A 23324-nucleotide genomic window follows, 5' to 3' on the forward strand; every position below is an offset into this window, starting at 1 on the left:
CGCCACCGTTCGCGCGTGGGCAGGCGGCGCCGCAGCGCATACCTGTTGTGCGGCGACTGGCACCTGGCCGCGGGTCGTACGCAAGCGCCAGCCGGTGAGCTACGCGCGCAGGATCCTGCTCCGCAACTGGCTGGACGAGCGGCGACGGCCGTGGCGGCGTGCCGAGCGGCATGACGGCACGCCGCCCGAGCCGGTCGATCAGACAGCCGGTCCGGGGACCCTGCACGAGCAGGCGGGCGTGCGTGCGACGTTGCTCGGGGCATTGGCGGCGAGGGAACCATCCTCGTCGTGGTGCGGTTCGGAACCGACGGGATGGTCACCGAGGCGGCCTTGTCCGGGCGGGACCAACTGCTGGCGGGCCGCGCGGAGCTGACCGCACTGGCGAGCGATCCCGGGCTGCGCTTCTAGCTTGTCCACTCGGCGAGCAGGTCCGCGGCCTCCCTGGTGCGGGGATGGTTGGCGCCCTGTACCCGTACCATCTCCGCCAGCAGGTCCGTCAGTTGCGCCACGGCTTCCTCGGTGGCGCCGGACCGGTGGAGGATGACCGTGTACTGCTGGCGTAACCGCAACGTCCTCGGGTGTTCGGCGCCGAACACCCGAAGGACCGGCTCACGCAGCCGGTTCAGCTCTTCCAGTGCCTGATCCGTCGGGCCGGCGACACCGCGCCAGAAAGCCAGGTTGACGCGGTAGGTCAGCGTGGTGGGGTGTTCGGAGCCCAAGCCGAGTTCGGCGTCCCGTGCGGCGGTCTCGAACTCGGCGATCGCGGTGTCGACGGCGCCGGCGAGACTGCGCCAGTAGGCCAGGTTGTGCCGTGCCACCAGGGTTTCGTGGTGCAACCGGCCGAAGATCAGGTCCAGTCCGTGCACCGCCTCTTCGTATGTTCGCACGGCGGCGGCCGCGTCCCCGGTCTCGCCGACCCACCGCCCCAGTCCACTGAGGACCTGTAGCCGGGAGGCGTCCAGTGGCCCACGTTCGCGGTGCAGCTCGCGTTCGAGCTCGGCGTAGGTGTCCCGCGCGCCTTCCGCGTCGCCGGAAAGACCCAGGCACAACGCCAGGTCCTCTCGCGCGTTGACGACCAGCGGATCCGTGCCGCCCAGTACGGACAGTCCTTCCGTGACAAGGGATCGGAGGTCCTCGACCGCGGACTCGACCAGTCCGGACTCATAGCGGTAGTGCGCCTCGAGCCAGCGCAGCAGCAACGTGTCTTCGTCGGACGCGCCCAGAGCGTCCCGCGCCTCACCATGCACCGCCCGCAACATCCGTGCGGCTTCGGTGTGGTTACCCAGCTCGCCGACCGCCGCGGCGACCTGTCCACGCAGGAACAGCATGTCCCGCGGTTCGCCTGCCTGGCCGAGCAGCTCCTCGGCGGTCTGTTTCGCGGACTCCGCGCGGCCGATCGTCCGCAGGTGTCGGCTGAGTCGCCGGAGCACGGGATGCATCCCGTTGCCCCACAACCGGGTCCCGGCGACGGCACGCAGCACCTGCGCGCTGCGGTAGAGCATGTCGGCGTTGCCCGGTGCACGCCAGGCTTCTTCGAGCACGTCCGCGGCCGCCACCGCGAGCGGGTCGCGCCGTTCCTCCGGGACGAGGTCCCGGACCGCCCGTTGGACCAGGGAATGCGCCGTGATCGAGGCGTCATGGGTCACCAGGCTGAGGCGGTGCAAAGCCCGCAGGCCCAACAGGTTCGCGCGTGCGGCGCCGGTGCCGAGCCACCTGCTGGCTTCCGCGCCCAGCACCACTTCTTCTGGGATGCCGTCCGGGGCGAGCATCGAGATCAGTTCGAGCATCGGACGTGCCGCCGGCGCCAGTGCCTCCGCCCGTTCGAGTGCGAGCCGAACCGTGCTGACCACCGTGCCGCCGTGTTCGTCCGCCGGGGACGAGGACGGCAACAGGTCGGTCATGCTCTCCCGCTGGTCCGCCAACAACTCCAGGTACTCCGGCAGGCCCAACCCGGTGTCGATCAGGAACGCCGCCGCCTGGGACAAGGCGAGCGGAAAGAACCCCAAAGCCTTTGCCAGCGCGGCGATGTCGTCGGCGGACACCGGGTCGGCATGCGCCAGCCGGTCGGCGAGATAGTCCGTGGCCTCGTCCGGGCTGAACGTTCCGACCGGGATCACCGCGGTGCCGGGCCGCAACAGCGCCGCGTCCCGGCGCCTGCTGGTCACGAGGCACCTGCCGGTGCTACCGGTCGGCCAGAGCCCGGAAAGTTCGGCGGACTCGTCGACGTCGTCGAGAACCACCAGCCAGCGGGAGGTGGACGATCGCAGCCATGCCATGAACAGGTCCGCGTGTGTCTCGTCGTCCCATCCGGTGTCGTCGGTGCCGGCGCCGTTCGCCTTGGCACGCCAGGCACGTGCGTAGGCCGACAACACCGACTGCCGCGTCGCGGCGGGCACCCAGACCAGGACGTCCATCGCGCCGCATGCACGGTCGAAAGCCGCCGAGGCCAGCTGTGACTTGCCCATCCCGCCGGCACCGGTGAGCAGGACGCGATCGACCGCGTCGTCGGCCAATGCCTCGTCGACCGCTGCCGCCAGTTCCTTTCGCTGCCGCAGGGCGGCGGCGTCGCTGGGCGGGCGCCCGAGCACCAGAGCCTTCGAGGGCCGAGCGGGCTGTTCACGCGCGGCACGCCACAGCCGCTGCAGCTCGGTAGCCGAGGGCGGCCCACCGACCGCCTTCTCGATCACCCGCACGACAGCCATGATCGGCTCGAACTGACGTGGCACCGCCTGCCCGTTGAGCCACTCGCCGAGCCGCCGCGAGTTCACGGTGACCTTCCGCCCGGACGGGAGGACGAGCGCGCTCGCGTGCCTGGCCAACGCCTCGTCCGACACGTCGGGCACACGCCGCCGGAGGCGGTCGAGCGCCGCCGCGAAGGCGGCCCGAGGGTCCTGGTCCACCGGGGAAGTCTAGTCCCCGGACCGGCCCGGACCGGGAGCCAGGAAAACCGCCCGTGACCTGCGCGAACGTGTACCGGCATCGCCCGTGGCGGTCGTCGGTCCGGCTAGGTTGCCGGACATGTCGAGCAGCGCCAGGGTGTGGTGGTACGTCCTCGTAGGATCCCCGATCGTCGGCATTCTCGGGATTCTCGCCGGCTTTCCACTGCTGATGTTGTTGTGTGTTCCCGTCTCCGTCGTGGCAGCCTTCGGATTGCGAGCCACCAGACGCTGACCCAACCGCTGGTGGAAGGGGCAGCCTGCCCGCCTGGCTCAGGAGAAGTACTCCCTCAGGACATCGGTGAGCACGGACTCGGCGTTCTCGTCCGTTCCCGGCGCCAGGACCTCCGCGGTGGCCGGCCCCGCCGACACGGAGAGCGCCACGGTGCCTTCGCCGTCGAGCTTGGTGGCGGTCGACAGCTCGTACGTGATCGACGCCTTGTCGGTCGTGACGAACCCAGGATGCCCGGCGATGGTCACCGGCTTGCCGTCGAAGTCGTTGACGACCTTGCCGTGCGACAGCGAGAACGTGAGCTGGAGCCGCCGCTCCGGCTCCACGAAGAAGCATCGGGTACCTGCCTCAGAGTCCGCCACCGGCACCAGCTTCGAGCCGAAGCGGGTGCCAACCGACCGCACTGCCATCGCGCACTGGACGTCGGCGTCATCGTTGGCGGCACGCAGGATCTCGGCTGGATCGTCGGGCACCATCACCTCGACATAGGGCTCACAACGGTTCGGGTCCAGCTCGTCGACGTACGCGCACGCGCCCGGATACGGGCTGTCCAGCTCGTCCGGCCGGTACAGCAAAGGCCGCTGCGGCGCGACGTCGGACGGTGGCGCCTTCTCGAGCACGGCCATCAGCGACTCGGCCAGGTCCTTCGACGTGTCACAGTCGGGCGTGCGGACGACGACCGGGTAGTCGGGCGTCGAGGCATACCGAACGTCGAACGGCTCCTGGCGCCAGGAGACCACGCAGTCCTCCTCGTCGTACACCCGTACCTGGGTGCCGCCGATGGTCGTCTGAGTTGGCTGCTGCTCGTCAGATGGCGGGAGGTCGTCGACGAACGAGATCGACGCCGTGGCCGGCGCGCTCGTGCAGTCGGCCAAGCCGTTTCCCGACAGCTTCGTCTCGTCGGCGTCGAGCGCGTCGGCGAGCGCGGTGCAGGCGTCCCACACTGGCTTCGTCTGGAGTGAGTCGGGATCCGCCAGCGCATCGGCAGCGGCGGCCGCGAGGGTCGTCACGTCTGCGCAGCCGGGCGCCGGAGCCTGCGAGAACTCGAGTGCCGTCGTGAAGCTGACGGGCAAGGAGACATAGCAGCCGCCGCCTTCTTTCACGTATGCCTTGGCGCCACCGATGGTCCGAATCGCCGACTCGATGCGGTTCTGGTGACCGATCCCGATGGCGGTGACCGTGACGAGGCCGGCCGCTCCGGTGAGCGTGCATTCGAACGGCTGCCGCGCGACTGGCCGCGCGCCGGCGAAGGGGCCGACTGTCTTTGCCTTGTCCAACAACGCACACAGGTCGAGCTGGCGCACCGCGGCCAGGACGGCGTCCTTGTCGCGGTCCTTCGGCCGCGCCACTGGTTGGTTCTCTGTGGACTGTGTGGTGGGTGGCGGAGCCTCGGGTGTCGTGCATCCGGCCAACCCCAGTGCCGCGAGACAGGCGGCGACCGCGACTACCCGCGAAGTCATGGTCGTGGTCCGTAGTCGGCCAGGAACTTCTGGATGTCCTGGTCGTTGTTGAAGTACTTGATCAGGCCGTCGACCTTCCGGTTCAGCTGGTCGATCTCGTTCTTGCCGTCCTCGAGGATGTCGGCCTGTTTGCGCAGGTACGAGTGCGCCAGGTCGCGCCACCAGTAGCCGCTGACCGCCCCGCCGGAGGGTTTCAACAGGTCGCCCGCGGCGTCGGTGAACGCCGTCGACCATGCCGACGTTATCGCGGCCTCCAGGATCAGGGCGGTGCCCGCGGTCATGTAGGTGACCGCCGCCGCGGCGATCCCGGCCAGGATGACCGCGCCCCAGTCGACCGACAGCTCGGTCGCCGGCTTCTCGGCGAACTTCTTCTCGAACGCCCGGACGCACCCGGCCGCGGCTTCGTCGAGGTTGTGCCGGACTCCCTTGATGACCACGGCATATTTGGGGATCACGTCGTGGAGTTGTTCCGCCAGCTTGTGGACCTGTCCGGTGACGGTCTGGAGGCGAAGCAGGAAGTCGAACGTGACCGTCGACGCGTCGCCTTCCCAGCCGAGCTGCTGGAATTGGTCGACGAGCGACGGGACCCGTTTGTCGCCCATCCACCAGATGTTGCTCAGCGCGGCGGCGCCGGGTGCGAGGGCATTGTCGGCGCTCTCCACGACGGGGCTGGCCACGGCCGACATGCCGTGGATGAACTGCGAGATCTGGTAGCCCTCGAGCACCGACTCGAACGGCAGCTGCGCGTCGCTGGGCACGGTGCCGGGCTGGTCGGACGAAGATGGCGCGACGGGCCCGGGCTCTTCTTTCTTGTGACCCTCGCCGCCGAACTCGGTGCCGTAGATGACTGTCCGGTCGTACTCGTGCTCCTCGGGATGCAGCAGGAACTCGAGCCAGGACGCCAGGCGTTCGGCGTTGTGCCGCATGTTCGAGTCCGATTGGATGCCCGCTTCCTCGAGAATGCCGGTGTCGCGTGGCGTGTCGCTCCGGTCCGGAGGTGCCATGGGTCAGCGCTCCTGTCCGGACGAGCGGTCGCCGAGCAGGCTCTCGAACACGAGCGCGTGGTCGTCGTCGACCTTCGCGTACAACGCACGCGAATCGCCGATGGCCTGCTGCGCGTGCGCGAACTGGCTCCTGATCGCCACGTGCAACTGCCGAAGCGTGTCGATCAACGTGGCGTAGTTGCCGACCAGAGTGCGGCACGACTCGGCGAACTCCACGGCCCCGCCGGCGGATATGAGCTTCTCCGGTTCCCCAACCAAAGAGGCTTTCTTGGTGCCGTCCAGAGCGGCGAGGTCGAGTTCCCTGATGATCGTGTCGTACTCGGTGACAAGCTTTCCAATTTCCTCCTCATAGGACCCGAGCGCGTTGAGCCGGACGGTGAAGCCGCCTGATGTCGACATAGGCCCCCCAGTGTCTACACATCGTGTTCGTCCCGATACGAACCGAAGCGAGCCTAACAATGCCGACCGAATTTGGGGGCGAAATGCCCCAAAAATCAAGAGTTATGGGATGCCGTTGGCGGCCGTTCGACGTGGCGGTACCAGGTTCCGCCCGACTGCGTCCAGGCACTGGACGAATGCCCTTTGTCGTCGCCAGCCCCCACCGCGGGCGCCTCGTGGACCGAGGCCCCGGGAGCGCCGCGACCCGGCGGCAGCTGAAGCACGTTCCATCGCGCGAGCACCCGAAGGAGTTCGGCACGACCCGCGAGGCCGCCGACGTGCCGAGAGAACGCTGAGCGGGCAGGCAAGGAGTGGCTGTGGGGGCGTACGGGGTGGGTGGACGCGCCCGGCCGCACGTGGCCACCCACAGCCGGACTCGACATGATCGCGAATGAGGACATCTGGTCTGGTGAACGCGCTGGTCGGCGCTGGCCAGAGAGTGCCCCCAGGGGCAGTTCAAACAGCATCCGCACGAACCTCGCGACCGAAGGAACGCGTGCCGGGGGGCCGGGGCGGAGCCCCGCCGGGCGGGGTCTGGGGGTTGCACCCCCAGGAAACAAAGCACTCGATCCCGGTCCGCGCGTTCCGCGGACACGTCCGCCAATCGAGTGCCCCGGCGGGATCACCAAAGGATGGGAACTGGGCTGACCAGCGGTTCTACACCGGCAGTCTGGTGTTAAGTCGTCCTTCGGGATGCTCACGCGTGAGTGACGCCTGCCTGGGGGCGGGGTCGCGTGATTCCGCCCTCCAGGCAGTGCATCCCAGGCCGCCGAGATCACCCTCCTTTCGGACATCACCCAGGACTGCCTGGACCTCGTCGGCCGTGCCGCTCGCATCCGCCGGGCACACGCCACCTTCGAATGGATGGCCACGGTGTTCGGCAACGCCCCACTCCTACACCCCGACGGCGGGGACAAAACCTGATCTGCCGAGTCAGGGTGCGTCATGGGTGCGGGCGGCCCCGCCGCGGTTGTTCGTTTTGGGCGCTCAGTCCGTGGACGCTGAACACCAGAAGGCTGAGCAGGGCCACGCCCGTTGACCCGGATGGCGATTGTCCGCCAGGGCGCAGGGTGGCGTGTGCCCGCTCGGGCGCGGACAACGCCGAGTAGCTACGCGACTCCGAAGTAGCGTTCGGCCGTGGCCGCCACGACCGCGGGTGACCGCCTGGTTCAGCCTCGACCAGTGGCTTGCGGGCCGCCGCGATGCTCGTGCGGCCGACACAGGCGGCGGCTCCCAAAGCTGGTCCGGACGCGTCCTCCCACGGAATGTCGTCGTCGGCTGCTAGGGTCCATCACTGTCATACAACCTTGTGGCTCTCGCTGCGGCGGGCACGGCCACCCGTATGTCTGGAGTTTGTCGATGGTGCTTCTGCGCCTGTCCGCTCGTGCCGTGGCCGAGATGGACGATGCCGAGCTGGTGCGCGACCTCACCACCCAGTTCCTGTTCGTCGTCGGGTTTAGCCCCAGCAGCGATCAGCAGCGAGCGTGGCAGACCAGCGTGCCGTTGCTCGCGCGGGACCTGGTGGGCGCAGGGCTCGGTCATGTCGACATGCTGGTCGAGTACAACTTGCCGCACTCCAGCCTGCGCGCGGACGTTGTGCTGGCGGGGTTTCACCCGACGACCGGTCACGTGTCGTACGTGGTTGTGGAGTTCAAGCAGTGGACACACGCGACCGTCCTGGCGGATGACCCGGAGCTGTGCACGGTGGCTGGGGGTCGTGTAGTGCTCCACCCGATCGCACAGGTGCGCCGGTACTGCGAGTTCATCGCGGACTTCGTCGCGAGCGTGCAGGACGTTCCGGATGCGTTGGCGGGAATCGCCTGTCTCCCGAACGTCGACCGCGGCGAGGTCGCCTCGCTGTTGGAGTTGCCCGCTGACCGGTACGGCCAACTGTTCACGCGGTCGGACCACGCCGCAATGATGGAGTTCCTTCGTACCCGCTTGGCGCCGAAGTCAGGACTGCCGGCCGCTGACCGATTGCTCAACAGCAAGGTCGCGCCGAGTACGCGGCTGATTAGTGTGGCGGCCGAGGAGATCCGGGACCGAGAAAACTTCGCGTTGCTTGACGAGCAGCATATTGCCTACCGGCAGGTCCTGCGCGCGGTCAGGAGAGCCCGGGCCTCCGACCACAAGGAAGCCATCGTCGTCTCCGGGGTTCCGGGGACCGGCAAGAGCACGCTTGGCTTGAGCCTCCTGGGCGAGTTGCACCGCAACGGCTACGCCGTCATGCACGCCACCGGCTCGAAGCCCTTCACCACGACGCTGCGGAAGGTCGCCGGCAAGGGCTCGACCCGTGTCCAGAAAGTGTTCCAGTACTTCAACAGCTTCTCCCAGGCGTCTCTCAACGAGCTCGATGTCCTCATCTGCGACGACGCTCAGCGGATTCGGCAATCGTCGAACAACCGGTACACGCCGGCCGTCCAACGCAGTGCCAAGGAACAGGTCGCGGAGCTTCTCGACGCTGCATACGTCCCTGTCTTCCTGCTGGACGAGGATCAGATCTTGCGGCCCGGCGAGTTGGGCACCATCGACCACATCATGGCCGCGGCCACCGACAGGGACATTCCCGTGCGGCGTGTCGACCTCACGGGGCAGTTCCGGAGCGGCAGCAGCAGGTACGAGACGTGGGTTCCTCGTCTGCTTGGCCTCGACGAGTCACGCGCGGGCCCGGTCGCGTGGGAGCCGGACGGTCGGTTCGACCTCGAGGTCGTCGACGCACCTGACGAGATGGAACGGTTGCTGGCCGACAAACACGACCAGGGCTACGCCGCGCGCATGACAGCGGGGTTCTGCTGGCCCTGGAGCGACGCCGTACCACACCGGCCCCTGGTCGACGACATCGTCATCGGCGACTGGCACAAGCCTTGGCCCGTCAAGGGAGACCGTGGTGTCAACGGCGCACCCCCATCCCAGCTGTGGGCCACCGACCCGGGCGGGTTCGGGCAGGTGGGGTCGATCTATGTGGCGCAGGGATTCGAGTACGACTGGAACGGCGTCATCATCGGTCCTGACATGGTGTGGCGCGACGACCGCTGGATCACCAACCGCGCCGCGAGCAAGGACAGCATCGTCGCCCGCGCCAACGCCGAGGTCTTCGACCGGCTCGTTCGGCAGACCTACCGGGTGCTGCTCACCCGGGGCAGGGCCGGCACGGTCCTCTACTCCACTGACCCGGAGACACGGGTCAAGCTGCGACAGCTCCTCAACAAGTAACTCCGTACCGGACACACAGCCGGTACGGAGAAGCCGTCGACACCAGCCTCAGGCGGCTACGCGGTAGACGCGACAGTGCTGTTCGCGCTTCTCTCCGTTCCGACTGCCAGGAACAAGAGGACCCAATGACGACGCCACCCGCGCCGCAGCCGAATTCTACGGCTTCCACCGTCACACCAACACCTCCGACGCATTCGGACAGCCAGGATCCGCCGGCCTGGCGCCTGGCCTTTCGGATCGTCGACTCCATGCTGGCAGGCGACTGGGCAACGTTTGTTCGCTCGACAGTCCTGCTGTTACTCCCGATAGTGTCGATCGCGTTGCTGGCCCACCTGCTGGGACCACTCTCGGCCGCGGCTCTCGGCCTCGGCTCGATCGGCACCGCGACCTACACCCGGCACGCCCGCACCAAGGGCAGAGCGCGCCGTCGGCAGGGGTAGCGAAATCCTCGCCAGACGCCCAGCCGAGGAACCGTAAAACTCTAGTGAAATCCCGCAAGCGACAAACAGACGGCCCGGGACCGTGGGCTACTCACGTCCACACGTCGACGGACGCGCCGTACGCTCCCCATCGGTCAGGAGCCTCGAACCCCTGACCGGGACCTCTGTCAATCCGACTTAATCCAGGCACGCCTACGCATCGGAGTTCGCACCGCGCGAATGGATTTCACCGGATCATGGCCGGCTCCGCCGCCGACTCACCCCATCCGCGCCTGGACCCATTGCCCGGCGGAGGCCGCATGGCACGCCATCAGGCTCCGGGTGCCCGGTACTCCGGCATCTTGGCCCGCGCCTCGTCCATCTCTGCGGCGGTCAGCAGCGGGGTCGTGCTGAGTTCGACGCTGCCGCTCTGGTTGACCGCGAGCGAGATCGCGGCGGCTGCCGAGGCGTCGGCGTCGATGAGGACGATCACGTCCTCCTGGCCGTAGGCGAAGTAGAACGCCTCGACCTTCCCTCCGACCGATTCCATGAGGGTGCGGACGTAGGCCTCACGCGCGGTGAAGCCTTCTTTGACCGCGCCCTGGATGCCAGCCTGCGTGTACTTGCCGTGAATCAGGAATTTCGCCATGGTGCACCTCGTCGCTCCCAATCGTTCGGAGCCCCCACTGCAAGGTAGGGTCGTCGTCGAGTGATCACCACTCGAACCGGTGGACGCCAGCCATCCGAGTTGAGCACCTCGGCACGCAGGACCGTGTCGTTCTGGCTCGCACAACCGGCACACCACACGCTGTCGGACATGGCTGAGGTGGCGTTCACGGCGCGGGCCACGCTGATCGGCCAGTTCCTGGTCGGCGTCGTGCGCGGCCTGGCCGGCCACAACGAGGTAGCTCGTGTTCTGGTCACCGATGCTCGTGGTCGAGGGCGACCGTGTGGAGAAGGAGTCCATTGGCAAGCCAACCGGGTGATAACCCGCTATATCACCCGGCCGGGACTCTCGGTCATTGGCCGAGGCCCGGTCGTCCGGAGTGGCCGGGGCCCCGGAGCGAGCGCGGTTCGTCATCGGCGGACAGCTCGCGCACTATGGCGAGGGCCGGCAGCCGCGCACCGACGTCGACCGCGGCGTCGAGGTCCTCGACGCGGCCATGTCCCACGGCACCACGCTGCACGGAACGCTCACCCAAGCCGCCGCCCGGGCCGCTCGCGACCTCGCTCAGGCATGCGCCCGACTCGCGATCCTGCCCGAGCCCGAACCAGCCGAGGGCGGATCACCCGCTGGCTGACACTGCGCGAGCAGCCACTGACACGAACCGAGAAATGGCCAATGACATCGGAACAAGAAGTCTCAGCAGCGGCCGGCGCACACCGCCCTTCGCACTCTCCGGCGGGCACGGCCGCTCTTCCCGTGCTGCCGCCGAGCGACCCCGCTCCTGCACGGAGCACCTCTTGCATGTTGGCCGGCGGACTCTGAATGGACGTGGTTCGGCTGCGGCTGTCGGGCCAGGCCAACCCTAAGCGACGGTGCCCGAGGCGGGGGCATCTCCTCGTCCGGCGGTCGGCGCGGGCCTGTGGGCGGCGTCGATGAGTCTGGCTGCGGCCGGGTTGAGGATCCCGCGTTCGATGTAGCGCTTCTCGGTGGTTTGGATGCTGGTCTGGCGTAGCTGGTCGGCGACTTGGCGGGAGCTCTGGCCGGCTTTGGCGAGGACGGTGCCGTCGGTCTTTCTGCCGACGTGGGTGGTGAAGTCCGGGTAGCCGATCCGAAGCCGGAGTCGGCGGACTGACCGCTGGACGTTGGATGGGTGGCGCCAGCCGAGCAGGCCGGATGGGAACACGGGTTCCATCGTGCCGGCGCCGGTGGTTGCCATGGCGGGTGCGCGGACCAGGAGCAGGGTGTGTAGGAAGTCGGGGAGCGAGAGGATGCCGCGGGAGCTGGCCGTTTTGCCCTCGTTCCGGACCAGTCCTTTGCCTTTCACGTGGACGATGTTGCCGTTGAAGAACACGGTGTGCGGCGGCAGTTTGACGTGTACGCCGTCCGGGGCGATGACGGTGATGACCTCGTCGGTGATGTTGAGGTCGTACCACCGCACGGCGAGCGCTTCGCCGAACCGGCAGCCGGTGCCGAACAGGAAGCGGATCAGGTCGGGCAGGTCGGCCTTGACGGCTTTCTTGTCGGCGTCGAGCTTCGCCAGGAAGTCGACAAGTTCGGGTTCGTCATAGGCGCGTGCGGCTCGCTTGGGGCCGCCTTCGATCTTGCGGACCGAGGCGACCGGGTTGACGCTCAGCACGTCGTGGTCGATGGCGACCTGCATGATCCCGGAGATGCATGCATGTAGTTCCGGACCCGGCCTTCGTACCGGTCGTACGTGGTGCCGACCCGGCGACGTCGCACGTCTTCCAGGTAGAGCTTCGCGGCGTGCCGGACACGTGAGGCGGCGGTCAGGGTGGTGCCCCCGGCCAGGTTCGTACAGCATCCGCACGAAACCGCATCCGTCGTGAGCTGCTGGTTTCCACCACGGTCGAGATCTCACGCCGCCGTCGCGGCCAGGGCGGTGGGGCGTGATGGCCGCGACGATCGAGCCAACCCGGCCGTCGCGTGGGAAGGTGACGGCCGAGGAGTGGGTGCGTCGGGCGTGCACGTTGGTCGTGGCCGGGGTGGCGGCGTATGCGTCGTATCAGCACCAGCGCGGCTACGCCCGGGAAGGCGGTTCCGACGCGGCTGGCGCGGTGTTGTGGCCGCTGTCGGTGGATGGCCTGCTGGTGCTGGCCACGGTGGGCGTGCTCACGTCCAGCCAGCAGGCCAGTCGCCGGTACCGGATTGCGGTGTGGGTGTCGTTCTGGGCGGGCATTGCCATGTCGCTGACGGCCAACATCTCTGCCGCCCCGACGTTGACCTTGCAGCCGATCTTGGTGGCCGGTTGGCCGCCGGTGGCCCTGCTGCTGGCTGTCGAGTTGCTGGCCCACGGTCCGCGCTCTCGGCAGCACATCGAGACTGAGCCCGCCACGTCTGAGACTGAGCAAGCTGCGGTCGAGACCGTGGAGGCCGGATCCGAGACCGGGGCGGCCGCCCCGGTGGTGGTTGGAGACAGCGAGGCTGGCACCGAGAGCGGCGACGAGAGTGACGGCGAGACCGCGCAGGTGATCACTCTCGCCGGTGTCTCGCCGCACAGCGGGGCAGCGGGCGAGCCGACCGCCCAGGAGGCCATGTGGGTGCACTTCCAGCGCGAGCAGGCCCACGGTCGGACTCCGACCGGTGCCGAGCTGGACCGGGTGGCCGGCACGAACAACTACGGCCGCACAGTGCTGCGGCAGTGGCGCAACGAGGGCCGCATCCCACCCGTCGACCAGGATCAGCGCATGCGAGGGGGTGTGGGATGACCGCCCAGCTTCCCGCCGTCCCCGCCCGGTCCGGCCGACACCACCCACCCGCGACGGGCGTTGGCGCGACTGGCGCTGTCCTCCGCGTACCGGGAGGCCGCTGACTTCGCCGCCGGTGGCGTGCCGACCGTCAGTGACGAGTACGGCGACGCCTACGACTACGTCGACCACGCCGCCCGCCTGGTCTCCAGGGCCCGGGACGTGCTGACCCGGGCGGTGGTCTACGCGCGCGAGCGTGGCGGCCGGTGGGACGACATCGCCGAAGCCCTCAACCTCACCGCCGAGCAGGCTCGCGACCTGTACACCGCCGTGATCGACCAGTGGGAAGACGCACTCGACCGGCCATGGGAACGCTCCGGACGGTTCCTGTCCAGCCGGATGCCGGACGGCACCACTAAGCCCGACGAGACCGCCGCCGACCTCGACCGGTGGTGTCTGCGGCATCTGGAGGAGAACGACGGCGCCCGGCACAACGCCCGCCACGCCGGCATCGAAGACCGCATGGTCTCGGCCAACCTGCCCGAGCACACTCCGCTCACCGAGATGAACAGCCTGACCCGCACCGCGGCCTACCTCATCCAGCGCGGCAGCGAAGCGACGGACGCGGAGCGGGATGCCTACGAGATCCGCAAGAAGGCACTGATGGCCAAGCTCAGCCAGGCGGAGACCTAGATCCAAAGCTAACCAACGTGGGTGAACACCCCGTTGGAGCAGGAGAGGACGAGCCAGGGTGGGGCACCCATGTCAAGTGGGTGGCCCCGCCTGCTGCTACATCGGCGGTGTGCTGGGCAGGAATACGGGAATGCCGATGCCGAAGGTCAGTGAGAGGGCCTACAAGGTTGTGCTGGGTTCGCCCAGCGGTCGTTAGCCAGGTCGAGCCGAGCACGACCGACCAGCACACGAGCTATGTGGACGGTTCGGGCTCCCGCTCGGCGGGGGATGGCAGCCGCAGTGCCTCCAGGCCGGCGAGGCGGGCTCACAGGCCTGGCCGGTGTCGTAGATGATCACTGTGACCTGACATTCGGCCAGGACCCCGTGCGTGGGCCACACCATGAGTACCTCGAACTGCTCACGCCGAGCTGGCCTGTCCTCATCCACGGGGTGCACCGCCAGACCATCCCGGCGAAGCTGGTCATCGGCCAGTGCCGGGGACGCGTCGGGGACGCGCTGCTGGCCAGGTTCGACCGGGACGGCGTGGTGACGTACGGGGACTTCCGGCTAACCCGTGACTGTGTCCACGGCTACGTTGGGTTCCTGTCCTGGCGCACTGACTGGCAGATCCGGCGTTCCAGCCGTACCGACGGCATCCGGCTGACCATCACGGCACCGGACAAGCGGGACGCCACCGGCTGGGTGCCGGTGGAGATGATCGCGCTCGACCTGCTGAAGACGCTGCCGCGCGACAAAGTCGCTGAGGGGCCCGCGCGGTCTTCGGTCTTCGCCCCTGCTTGGGGGGTGCTACTGAGTGGAGGCCGCGTTCCCAGAAGCGAGCACCAACGCGTCGCCTCCGGGACTCGCTGTACCGCTCTGATCGGGCCTAGCCTTTTCCAGCCGCGGTCAGGGATTGTCGTACCGCTGTGTCATTGTGCAGTTGCCAGCCGTAGCTCTGGCGGTCTGCAGTTGGCCCCGCCACAGGCGGCTTCAAGTAGCCCCGCCTCGACGAGGCAGACTTGAGTTCAGTTACACACCGTTACTATTGCTCTGAATTCACACCACCGCTCTGCGGCGTGACAGTGTGTTCGCGCCGGTTCGGCCCGCTTGCAACGCGTTGCTCGGACCGGCGGTTCAATGGCGCCGACAGCTTTGAGCCGGGTTCTTCTCCTTTGTGTCTTTCTTCGAGTCGTCAGTATGCGTGTTCCCTATGATCCGAGTGCCGCTTTGGAGAGGTAGACCGGATGCAGAACGAAGTTTCAGGCACCGTGTACGGGCATGTCATCCAGGCACGACACATCGATCGCGTGGAGGTGCACCTCCGGTCCCCCGTTCGACACCTGCGGCAGCTGCCGCCCGCTGCCCCACTGATCGGTAGGAGTTCCGAGCTCGTCGAGCTTCGTTCCCGGTTCAGCGCCCAGCCTTCGGCGATTGCCGTCACGGGACAGCCCTGGGTCGGGAAGAGTGCGCTCGCCGTCGCGTTCGCGCACGAAATCATGGACGAATACCCGGAGGGCCAGATCTACCTGGACTTCGGAGGGAACGGTGGTTCCGCGGCATCGGTCGAGGAATCGCTGCGGTGGGTGCTGCACTCCTTCGGAATGGGCGACGCCTATCTTCCGGAGAAGCTCGATCACCTCGTCGCCGCTTACCGCAGCGTGTTGGCGGAGAAGCGGGTGCTTGTCGTGCTCGACAACGTCGCCGACCCGACAGCGGTTGACGTGTTCAGCACGAACACCGGGTTGGTGCTGGCGACGTGCAGAGGTGTGCCCCTGGTTTCGGATCGCGTGAGCACGCTCTCTCTGAATCCCTTGGGTTCGGAGGACGCGACTACCTTGCTGCTGCGGGAGGCCGGCGGGGACGTCGGGTGGCACGGTGACGACGCGGGACGCCTCACCGTGCTCTGTGGCGGTCTTCCGCTGGCGTTGGCCGCCGTGGCCAACCGCCTCCGGGCCACCACCTACTCGCCGAGCGGGCTGGCGGACCTGGTGGTCAATCGCCGTGAACCGCTGTCGACCCTGGCATTCAACGGCGCAACTCTGAGTGATTCTCTGCTGGCGTCGTACCGTCGGCTCCCGGAGACCGCCCGGCGGGCCTTCCGAAGGCTCGGTCCCTTCCCGGGCGAGACGATCAGTTCGCGGGCGCTCGAACTGGTGACCGGCTTCGACGTGGACATGACCAGGGGTGTCAGCCGCGCCTTGATCGCCGAAGGCCTGCTGGTCGAGCATTGGCGCGGTGGTACGGCTGAGCTGCCGGTGCCGTTCCGGCTGCTGGCGGAGGAACTCGTCGCCGCCGAGGACGGGTTGACCACCGCTCAGGTGCTCGACGAAATCCTGGACTCGTACGTGAAGGCCGCCCAGTCGGCCCTGGCCAGCTGGATCGGCGTACACCCGCCCGGCACCGACGACACCCTGTCCGACATGGTCCGGCGGGGCGGCCGGGGGTTCTTCATCGGCGAATCGAAAACCTTGCTGCGTCTGCTGAAACATGCGGCAGGACACCGGCTGGACGCTGCGGTCGGCATCGCCGTGCCGTTGATCGAGTACGCGGTTCGGGAGAACGGCGACCTGGATGCTGTGCACGAGTTGGCCCTGCGAGCCGTAACCGAACTCACTGACGACCACCGGGGCGCCTTCGACCTTCTGCTGAAGCTGAACGCGCTGTACATTCGCCTGTCTCGCTCCGCAGAAGCTGCGGACTGCCTGGTCGCGGCGCAGCGGATCGCCAGAGATGCGCGCGATAACGAGCGCCGGGTCTGGGCTACGCGGCAGCTGCTCACGGCATTCGAACAGCGGCTCGCTGAAGCGCGGCACTCCGGGGAAGGCGACCGGATCGCGAACAGCCTCGTCATGGTGGCCGGCGCCCACCGCGACCTCGGCGACCTGATGTCGGCGCGCCACTTCCTCCTCGAAGCGCTGATCATCTACCGCACCACCGCCAGCCCGCAGGATGTTGCCGAGGTCCTCAACGATCTGGGGGACGTATGCCGCACGATCGGCCAGCTCGCGGACTCCGTGCAGTTCCTCCAGGAGAGCGTGCACCTGTTCGAACAGGTTGGAGATCGGGAGGGCACGGCACTTGCACTCGAGAGCCTGGCCGATACCCTGAGCGGCTTGGGTAGGCACCCCGAGGCAGCGGCAGTGTTGGAACGCTCCGATGCTTTGCTGACCAACCAGGCGTAGTCATTGCGCGGAGTATTGGCCACTAGGTCACCGCGTCGATGTACAGCTTCTGTCGTGACGGCGGTGAGGAATGTCCGTGGCAAATCGTGCCGACGCGATTAGATCTTCGGCACACGGGCTCAGAAAGTGATGTTGCCGTTGATGGTCTCGGCCTGGATGACGGTGCCACTGACGGTGCCGTTGATCTGGTTGGTCACGCCACTCACGGCCGGTTCCTGTTTGGGTGTGTGACGGGTTGTTCCGTCGGCGTGGGGTGGGAGCAGGAGCTGCTCGGCGGTGACGTCGGGCGCGATGTAGCCCGGCTGGCGGAGAATCACTCTGAGTAGTTGCTCGGCGCCGGTGGTGTCGAAAGTGGTCACGGGGAAGTGGCTTGCTGTGTTCGGCTGGAGGAAGAGCGGGATGTGGCCGGTGGTGTGGCCGGGCAGGAGGACGGGGAGGACTTTGGGGAGCCAGGTGGCGCGGTCGGTGTAGATGAGTTCCCGCAGGAGCGCGGCTTCGGACTGGACGCCTCGGTTCTCGGTGTTCGGGCCGCTGCCGTCGCCGGTCGCCCGGTACCGCTCGGACGCCACGACGAGGACGAACTCCGCATCAGTCATTTCCCGGATGGCCCACGAGTACCAGTCCTGCCTGGCGTCCGTGGACCACAGGTCCAGTACGGCCTCGATGCCGGCCTTCCGGAGGAACGTGGCGAACGCGAGCACTTGTGCCTTGTGCTCGTCGGATTCGTGCGCGTACGAGACGAACACTTTCGGTACGTCGACTGCCATCTCTCCCCACACGGTCTCAGAACTTGATGTCGCCTGTGATGTCGCGCGCCTGCACGACCTTGCCGGACACGTTGCCGGTGACCTGGTTGACCACGCCGCCTTGGGTTGCCGTGGTGTGCTGCCATATGCGCCGCAGCTCCTCACCGAACCGAGGGTCGTCGGTCTCTTCGGTGGCGAGGTGTGCGGCGAGTGCGGTCACCTCAGGGGAGTCCTCCGACGCACCGTCGGCGGCATCGAGGGCGGCTTCGGCTTCGTTACGTCCGGCGAACTGTCGTTTCACCAGGTCGTAGAGTGACGTCGCCGTCTTCGCTGCGAGCGCGGCGGCGATGGATACCAAGATCGGGTCGGGCACGGCACCATCCTTTCTGGGGCACAGCCTACGAGAGATGAGGCGGTTCGGTGGCGGAACACGGCGTACGCAACGACTTCTCGGGTTCCGCGCGGACTGTCCTGCAGGCGGGTTCGGTGGGGACGGTCGTCGTCAAGTACGGCTCCGGGGATGTTCCCGTGCCGCAGCAGTTGCCGATGGCGGCGACGAACTTCGTCAACCAGACCACGCTGCTGGCCCGGCTCGACGAGTCCACCCGGTTGGATAGCTCGCCGTCGATGTACTGCGTGGTCGGGTTGCCGGGTGTGGGCAAGACGGCCACGGTTGTGCATTGGGCTCATCGGAACAAGGAGCACTTCCACGACGGTGTGCTGTTCGCCGATCTCCGCGGCTTTGATCCGGCCGGTCCACCTGCCGAACCTGGAGAGGTGCTGGATGGCTTCCTGGCCTCCCTTGGGTTGGCGGGTGCGTTCGAGGGAAGTCCGCTGGAAGGGCGAGCGGCGGCGTACCGCACGGCAATGTCTACTCGCAGGATGCTCGTCGTGCTCGACAACGCGGCCGATGCTGCCCAGGTCAGGCCGCTGGTCCCGGGCGGGACGAGCACGGTGGTGGTCACCAGCCGCGCAATGTTGAGGGGGTTGACGATCAGGGAGGGAGCCGTTGTGTTGGACACGGTGCCCTTGCCTGTTTCGGAGGCGGTGGAGTTGCTGAGCCGGGTCATCGGCGCCGAGCGTGCCGGTGCCGACCAGGCCGTAGAGGAGTTGGCCAGGCGTTGTGGCTACCTGCCGCTGGCGCTGCGCATCGCCGGCGAACGCATCGCCAGCGGCTACTACACGCAGGTCGCCGACCTCGTTGAAGAGTTGTCGAATGAGGCGGATGTGCTCGACGTGCTCGACACCGACGACGAGACGACGGCCTTGCGCGTGGTGTTCTCCGTGTCGTACCGGCATCTCACGCTGGACCAGCGCAGGGCGTTTCGGATCCTCGGTTTGGCACCCGGAGTGACGATCGGTTCCGAAGCGGCGTCGGCACTCGTCGGAACGAGCCGGGCCCTCGCGCGGAAGACGCTCGACGGATTGCGTCAGGCGAACCTGATCGACCAGGTGGTGCCGGACCGTTACCGGATGCACGACCTGCTGCGGATCTTCGCCATCGAGCGCGCGGAAGCAGAAGAGGACGCGGATGAGCGCCACCGGGCCCTGCAGCGCGTGCTCGTCTGGTATCTCGGCACGGCCGTCAACGCGGACGCTGTCCTGGACGCCCGGCACCCCGGGACACCCTCAGCCGAGGGGGGGAGGCGCTGCGTTCGCTGATATCGCCTCTGCGATGGCCTGGTTGCGGGAGGAACAACCTAACCTGGTGGCCTGTGTGCGGCGGGCGGCCGGCACCGGTGAGCACGGCACCGCGTGGCGGATCGCCGCTGCGCTGTTCGAGTTCTTCTACCGGCAGAAGGCCTGGGACGACTGGGTCACCACTCACACCCTCGGGGTCGCGTCCGCTAGAGCGGCCGGAGAACGCGACGGTGTCGCCAGTCTGCTCGGGCGTCTCGCAATCGCCCACCGGGAACGGATGGAGCATGAGAAGGCCGAGGAGTGCTTCCGCGAGGCATTGACCATCTGGACCGAACTTGGTGACGACGAAGGCCAGGCCTGGGTCGCAGGCCGCTACGCGCACGCGTGCCGCGAACAGGGGCGGTACGACGAGGCCGTGGAGCTGTGCCTGCGAGCACTAGCCGCGTGTGACCGAAGCGGAGCTCTTCAAGAGGCAGGCATCGTGCACAACAACCTCTCGGGCATCCACCGGGACGCCGGAGATCTCGACGAGGCCCTCACCCACGCCGAGGAGGCGATCGCCGCCTTCGAGGAAACCGGCTACGGACGAGGGCGGGCGTGGGCCAGGAACAACGCGGCCAACGTCCACCGCGACGCGGGACGATTCACGGCCGCTATCGAACTGTACGAACGCGTTCTCGACGAACGCCGGGACCTCGGCGACGACTATGGGGCTGCCCTCACCATCCGGGAACTCGGCCACGCCCTCTGCGCTTCCGGTGATCTCGCCGCAGGCACCGCGCGATTGCGCGAATGCGTGGACCTATTCGCCCCCGACGACGCGAACGCCGAGATCGCCAGACGTCTGCTGGCCACGTACGAAGCCGGCGCTGCGGACGCCGACTAACACGCAACCTCGAAGCGTGTCAACCCGTCTTTTGTCGGTGTTGCCGGTTAGCCTGCGCGCTGGACGGCTACGCACGGACAGGAGGCCATGAAGTGGACATCGAAGCCGCGTTCGACGACTACCAGCAGGTGGTGGACGCCGACCCGAACCTGGTCAAAGTGGCGCGAGACCGCGCCACCACGTTCAAGGAGGCGTTCGAGGCAGAGCCAGACGTCGAGGTCGCGTGGCTGTCAGGGTCACTACGGCGATCAACGCAGCTCGATCCCGTCCACGACGTGGACATGGTGATCGAGTACTCCGTCGCCGAGCACCCGACCTGGGGAAATCCAGGGACGTCAGCCGCCGAAGCCATCGAGCACGCCCGCGCCCGCGCCAAGGACCTCCTCGGGAATCCCGGCGGCTCGGTGGACGAACTTGTCCGGCGTGCCGACGCCGCCGGCAAGAACCGGGCCGTGAAGTGCTTCATCGACGATCCCGACGACCTCGAGGCGTTCACCGTCGACGTGATGCCCGTGCTTCGCCAGTCCGATGACACGCTCCTCATCCCGGACGCCCACCGCAGCGGCTGGATCATCGCTGACCCCGAGCATCTGATCAACCTGGTCCAGCAGCGCCACAACGCCTGGTCCTACTACCGGCCGATGGTGCGAGTGCTCAAGAACTGGCGGCACGGTGTTCCTGGGGACGTGAAGATCAACTCTTTGGTCATGGAGGTGCTCGCGCTGGAGTGCCTGCCACTCGATATGTCCAGGCCGGACGCTCTGAGCCGATTCTTCACGGCGGCCGCGACCAGGGTGAACCAGCCGATCGAGGACCCAGCCGGACACTGCGGCACGATCCAGCCCGACCTCGACGTTGTCGTGCTGCGCACTACGCTCGAGGAGGACGCCGCGTTCGCGCATGCGGCGCAGGTGGCTGAACACCGAGGAAACACCGACGAGGCGCTCCGCCTGTGGCAGAAGGTGTTCGGAACCGACTTCCCGGCACCAGCCGCGAGTGGAAAGACGACAGTCACAGGACCGGCCTTGATAAGCGCCCAAGCCATGTACAACCGGCCGCAGGGGTGAGCAGACGGTGACGCCCTGGTGGGAATCCGATCCGGAGCGACTGGTACGTGACCGCCATGAGGTACCCACTTGCTTTCCCGATCTGCGGTTCGAGCCAGTAGGCGCCGGCCGCTGGTCCGGTCGGCTACCCGACTGGCCCTTCGAACGTCCGCGACCTACCGGTCTCGACGAGCTGACCGGGGGCAACGGCCTGATGCTCGACATGAACTACCCGCAGAGCTACCCGATAGTGCCTCCCAACGTGTTCCCCCGTGAACCCGAGCCACCTGTCCTGCTTCGGACACAGCACAGGTGGCACCTGAACGGCGACGGAAGCTTGTGCCTTCTACGCCTGCCGGAACTCTGGACAGGCAGGGAGTCCGTGACAGACCTGTTGCTCAAAGCTTCAGGCTGGCGCATCGAATATGAGCTGATGAAGGCAAACTTGATTGACAGGATGAGCGAGAACGGCATCGTCACCGACTCGACGTACGACCATCTCGTCGAGGAGGCCTCGTGCCAGAGTTCTGCGTCGTCCTGACAGCCGCAGCAGCGGACGCGATTCGCCGGGCGACGTCATGGGGCCACGTGACACTGCGGGTGTCGCGGTCGGATCGCACCGGTGTGATTCGAGCGCTGTCCGACGGCAACGACTCAAGGAAGCAGGTGGACATCCCGCCCAAGCACTTCCTCCAAACTGGAGACGATTTCCCCAACTCGCTCTGGTATAGGGTGCCCCCCGAGACCAATCTTTACTGGCTGTTTGCTCTCATCAAGTACTCGAAGATCAGTCTCCACGACTTCGCCTCGATGGTGCCGAACGGATTCCGGCAACCCGGCAAAGTGGCGTACTACGCGATCACGCATGTGCCAAGGGGCGCGACCGAGGAAGGCGCGGAGAACCGGGACGTCAAAGCACCCGAGTTCGCGATGTGGCACGTCAGCTCCGAGGGAGCCGTACCGCTCGACATCGACGTCCAGCCTCAACAAACCGGGGTCGCGCTGCTCGCTCCCCACTGGCCGGTCGAAGACATTCGCCGCAGCCGGATTCTCTTGGTCGGGGCCGGCAGCATCGGCGGAGCAGCAGCACACGCGCTGGCGACCGCTGGCATCGGCGCCCTCCACCTCCTGGACCCGGGACGCTTGCGGTGGCATAACCTGCCCCGCCACGTCTGCGGCTCCCGCCACGTCGGGAGACTCAAGGTCGAGGCGCTCCGCGCCGACCTAGAGCTGACCCGGACCGACACCCGCGTCACCGCCCACGAGCACGACGTCGTACGCGACACGAACTCTGTTCGTGACCTTCTCACTGAGATCGACGTGATCGTGTGCACTGCGGACGGCGTCCTGCCCCGCCGCGTCGTCAGCCACCTCGCCCGGCGCGCGAGTGTACCCGCCGTCCTCGCATGTGTCCTCGCCGACGGTGCCTACGGAGATCTCATGCGCTTGTGGCCGTGGACCGATCACGGCTGCTACCAATGCCGATTGGACGCGTTGGCGGGAACTGGTGGACTCATACCCGACCTCGAACCAGGTAGCGGTTACCGTACCCACCACGCCATGACCACGGTGGGTACGGATCTCCACCTCATAGGGCAGCTCGCGGCGAAGATGGCCATCGCCACGTACCTCCAGAGCAAGGGCCACCATGACCAATGGTTCGCGGGCGAGCACGCGGTCCTCGCGCTCCGGCCAGAACCTGGATGGTCACCCCCGTACGACCTGATTCAAGCAGGCCAAGTCGAGTGGCACCCTGCGCCGCCCCCGCGCCCGGGTTGTCCAACCTGCGCAAACATCAAATCGGCATGAGCGTTCGCATCCGAAGCGTGTCACGCGGTTGTTGCCGTCGTCGCCCTCGTGTGTGGCCCGTCTCGCTCCCAAACTGCTCACCTAATTCGCTCCCACGCGCTCCTCGGAAGTTTGGACGCGACCGCGCCGCAGCAGAAGAGGACGTTTCGGTGCAACATCGCTGTCGCTGGTGAGGCCTTGGGCATGGGAGAGCAGCGCCATCCCCATATCTGAACGCCCGATCGAACGAGCTAGACACGACCGGGGCGAGGCGCGTCCTCCCATCCCA

The 23324-nt window shown here is 67.3% G+C and carries 19 protein-coding genes; 11 read left to right on the top strand and 8 right to left on the bottom strand.

Features of this window, described 5'->3' with window-relative positions; translation table 11 throughout:
- Nucleotides 1–404 precede the first annotated feature (404 nt).
- From fxsT to VF106_RS23925, 4 genes are all read right to left on the bottom strand, one after another.
- On the bottom strand, nt 405–2900 hold the full coding sequence (fxsT, locus tag VF106_RS23910; RefSeq protein WP_330842046.1) for an FxSxx-COOH system tetratricopeptide repeat protein: 2496 nt from the start codon (nt 2898–2900) through the stop codon (nt 405–407).
- Nucleotides 2901–3209: 309 nt separating this feature from the next.
- The gene (locus VF106_RS23915) at nt 3210–4628 is read right to left on the bottom strand and encodes a hypothetical protein (protein WP_330842047.1); all 1419 of its coding nucleotides are present in this window, start codon (nt 4626–4628) and stop codon (nt 3210–3212) included.
- Nucleotides 4625–5632, bottom strand: a complete 1008-nt coding sequence (locus VF106_RS23920) for a hypothetical protein (protein WP_330842048.1) — start codon at nt 5630–5632, stop codon at nt 4625–4627. The genes VF106_RS23915 and VF106_RS23920 overlap by 4 nt, the downstream gene beginning before the upstream one ends.
- Nucleotides 5633–5635: 3 nt before the next feature.
- Nucleotides 5636–6031: a hypothetical protein gene (locus VF106_RS23925; protein WP_330842049.1), complete on the bottom strand. Its 396-nt coding sequence runs from the start codon at nt 6029–6031 to the stop codon at nt 5636–5638.
- Nucleotides 6032–7429: 1398 nt separating this feature from the next.
- Between VF106_RS23925 and VF106_RS23930 the strand changes: the two genes are divergently transcribed.
- Both VF106_RS23930 and VF106_RS23935 read left to right on the top strand, forming a co-directional pair.
- Nucleotides 7430–9283: a DNA/RNA helicase domain-containing protein gene (locus VF106_RS23930; RefSeq protein WP_330842050.1), complete on the top strand. Its 1854-nt coding sequence runs from the start codon at nt 7430–7432 to the stop codon at nt 9281–9283.
- A gap of 248 nt (nt 9284–9531) precedes the next feature.
- Nucleotides 9532–9723, top strand: coding sequence for a hypothetical protein (locus VF106_RS23935; protein WP_330842051.1), 192 nt, complete (start codon nt 9532–9534; stop codon nt 9721–9723).
- Between the two features lie 310 nt (nt 9724–10033).
- Here the strand turns inward: VF106_RS23935 and VF106_RS23940 are convergent, their stop codons facing one another.
- Nucleotides 10034–10351 (bottom strand): GYD domain-containing protein, encoded by a 318-nt coding sequence (locus VF106_RS23940; protein WP_330842052.1) that lies wholly within the window; start codon nt 10349–10351, stop codon nt 10034–10036.
- Between the two features lie 373 nt (nt 10352–10724).
- Here VF106_RS23940 and VF106_RS23945 point away from each other — a divergent pair, with 373 nt between their 5' ends.
- Complete coding sequence (locus VF106_RS23945; RefSeq protein WP_330842053.1) at nt 10725–11003, top strand: hypothetical protein; 279 nt, start codon at nt 10725–10727, stop codon at nt 11001–11003.
- Nucleotides 11004–11231: 228 nt separating this feature from the next.
- Here VF106_RS23945 and VF106_RS23950 read toward each other — a convergent pair whose 3' ends face one another.
- Complete coding sequence (locus VF106_RS23950; protein WP_330842054.1) at nt 11232–12029, bottom strand: site-specific integrase; 798 nt, start codon at nt 12027–12029, stop codon at nt 11232–11234.
- 250 nt (nt 12030–12279) lie between these two features.
- On the opposite strand from VF106_RS23950, the gene VF106_RS23955 reads away from it, so the two are divergent.
- The 3 genes from VF106_RS23955 (at nt 12280) to VF106_RS23965 (ending at nt 16928) form a co-directional block, all read left to right on the top strand.
- On the top strand, nt 12280–13095 hold the full coding sequence (locus VF106_RS23955; RefSeq protein ID WP_330842055.1) for a DUF2637 domain-containing protein: 816 nt from the start codon (nt 12280–12282) through the stop codon (nt 13093–13095).
- Between the two features lie 60 nt (nt 13096–13155).
- On the top strand, nt 13156–13767 hold the full coding sequence (locus tag VF106_RS23960) for a hypothetical protein (protein WP_330842056.1): 612 nt from the start codon (nt 13156–13158) through the stop codon (nt 13765–13767).
- Nucleotides 13768–14990: 1223 nt separating this feature from the next.
- On the top strand, nt 14991–16928 hold the full coding sequence (locus VF106_RS23965; RefSeq protein WP_330842057.1) for a tetratricopeptide repeat protein: 1938 nt from the start codon (nt 14991–14993) through the stop codon (nt 16926–16928).
- A 119-nt stretch (nt 16929–17047) separates the two neighbouring features.
- Here the strand turns inward: VF106_RS23965 and VF106_RS23970 are convergent, their stop codons facing one another.
- A complete protein-coding gene (locus VF106_RS23970) occupies nt 17048–17695 on the bottom strand; it encodes an SEFIR domain-containing protein (protein WP_330842058.1) in 648 nt (215 codons plus the stop codon).
- Nucleotides 17696–17711: 16 nt separating this feature from the next.
- Nucleotides 17712–18047 (bottom strand): hypothetical protein, encoded by a 336-nt coding sequence (locus VF106_RS23975; protein WP_330842059.1) that lies wholly within the window; start codon nt 18045–18047, stop codon nt 17712–17714.
- Between the two features lie 173 nt (nt 18048–18220).
- Between VF106_RS23975 and VF106_RS23980 the strand changes: the two genes are divergently transcribed.
- The 5 genes from VF106_RS23980 to VF106_RS24000 all read left to right on the top strand — a co-directional run bounded on the left by VF106_RS23980 (nt 18221) and on the right by VF106_RS24000 (nt 23056).
- The gene (locus VF106_RS23980) at nt 18221–19336 is read left to right on the top strand and encodes an NB-ARC domain-containing protein (protein WP_330842060.1); all 1116 of its coding nucleotides are present in this window, start codon (nt 18221–18223) and stop codon (nt 19334–19336) included.
- Between the two features lie 13 nt (nt 19337–19349).
- Nucleotides 19350–20201 (top strand): tetratricopeptide repeat protein, encoded by an 852-nt coding sequence (locus VF106_RS23985; RefSeq protein ID WP_330842061.1) that lies wholly within the window; start codon nt 19350–19352, stop codon nt 20199–20201.
- A 92-nt stretch (nt 20202–20293) separates the two neighbouring features.
- Entirely contained in the window at nt 20294–21268 is a 975-nt protein-coding gene (locus VF106_RS23990) for a nucleotidyltransferase family protein (RefSeq protein WP_330842062.1), read from the top strand.
- 202 nt (nt 21269–21470) lie between these two features.
- The gene (locus VF106_RS23995) at nt 21471–21788 is read left to right on the top strand and encodes a ubiquitin-conjugating enzyme family protein (protein ID WP_330842063.1); all 318 of its coding nucleotides are present in this window, start codon (nt 21471–21473) and stop codon (nt 21786–21788) included.
- A gap of 47 nt (nt 21789–21835) precedes the next feature.
- On the top strand, nt 21836–23056 hold the full coding sequence (locus tag VF106_RS24000) for a ThiF family adenylyltransferase (RefSeq protein WP_330842064.1): 1221 nt from the start codon (nt 21836–21838) through the stop codon (nt 23054–23056).
- The last annotated feature ends 268 nt before the right edge of the window (nt 23057–23324 follow it).

The organism is Actinophytocola sp. (assembly GCF_036378875.1).
In the GTDB taxonomy this organism is placed as follows: Bacteria; Actinomycetota; Actinomycetes; order Mycobacteriales; family Pseudonocardiaceae; genus Actinophytocola.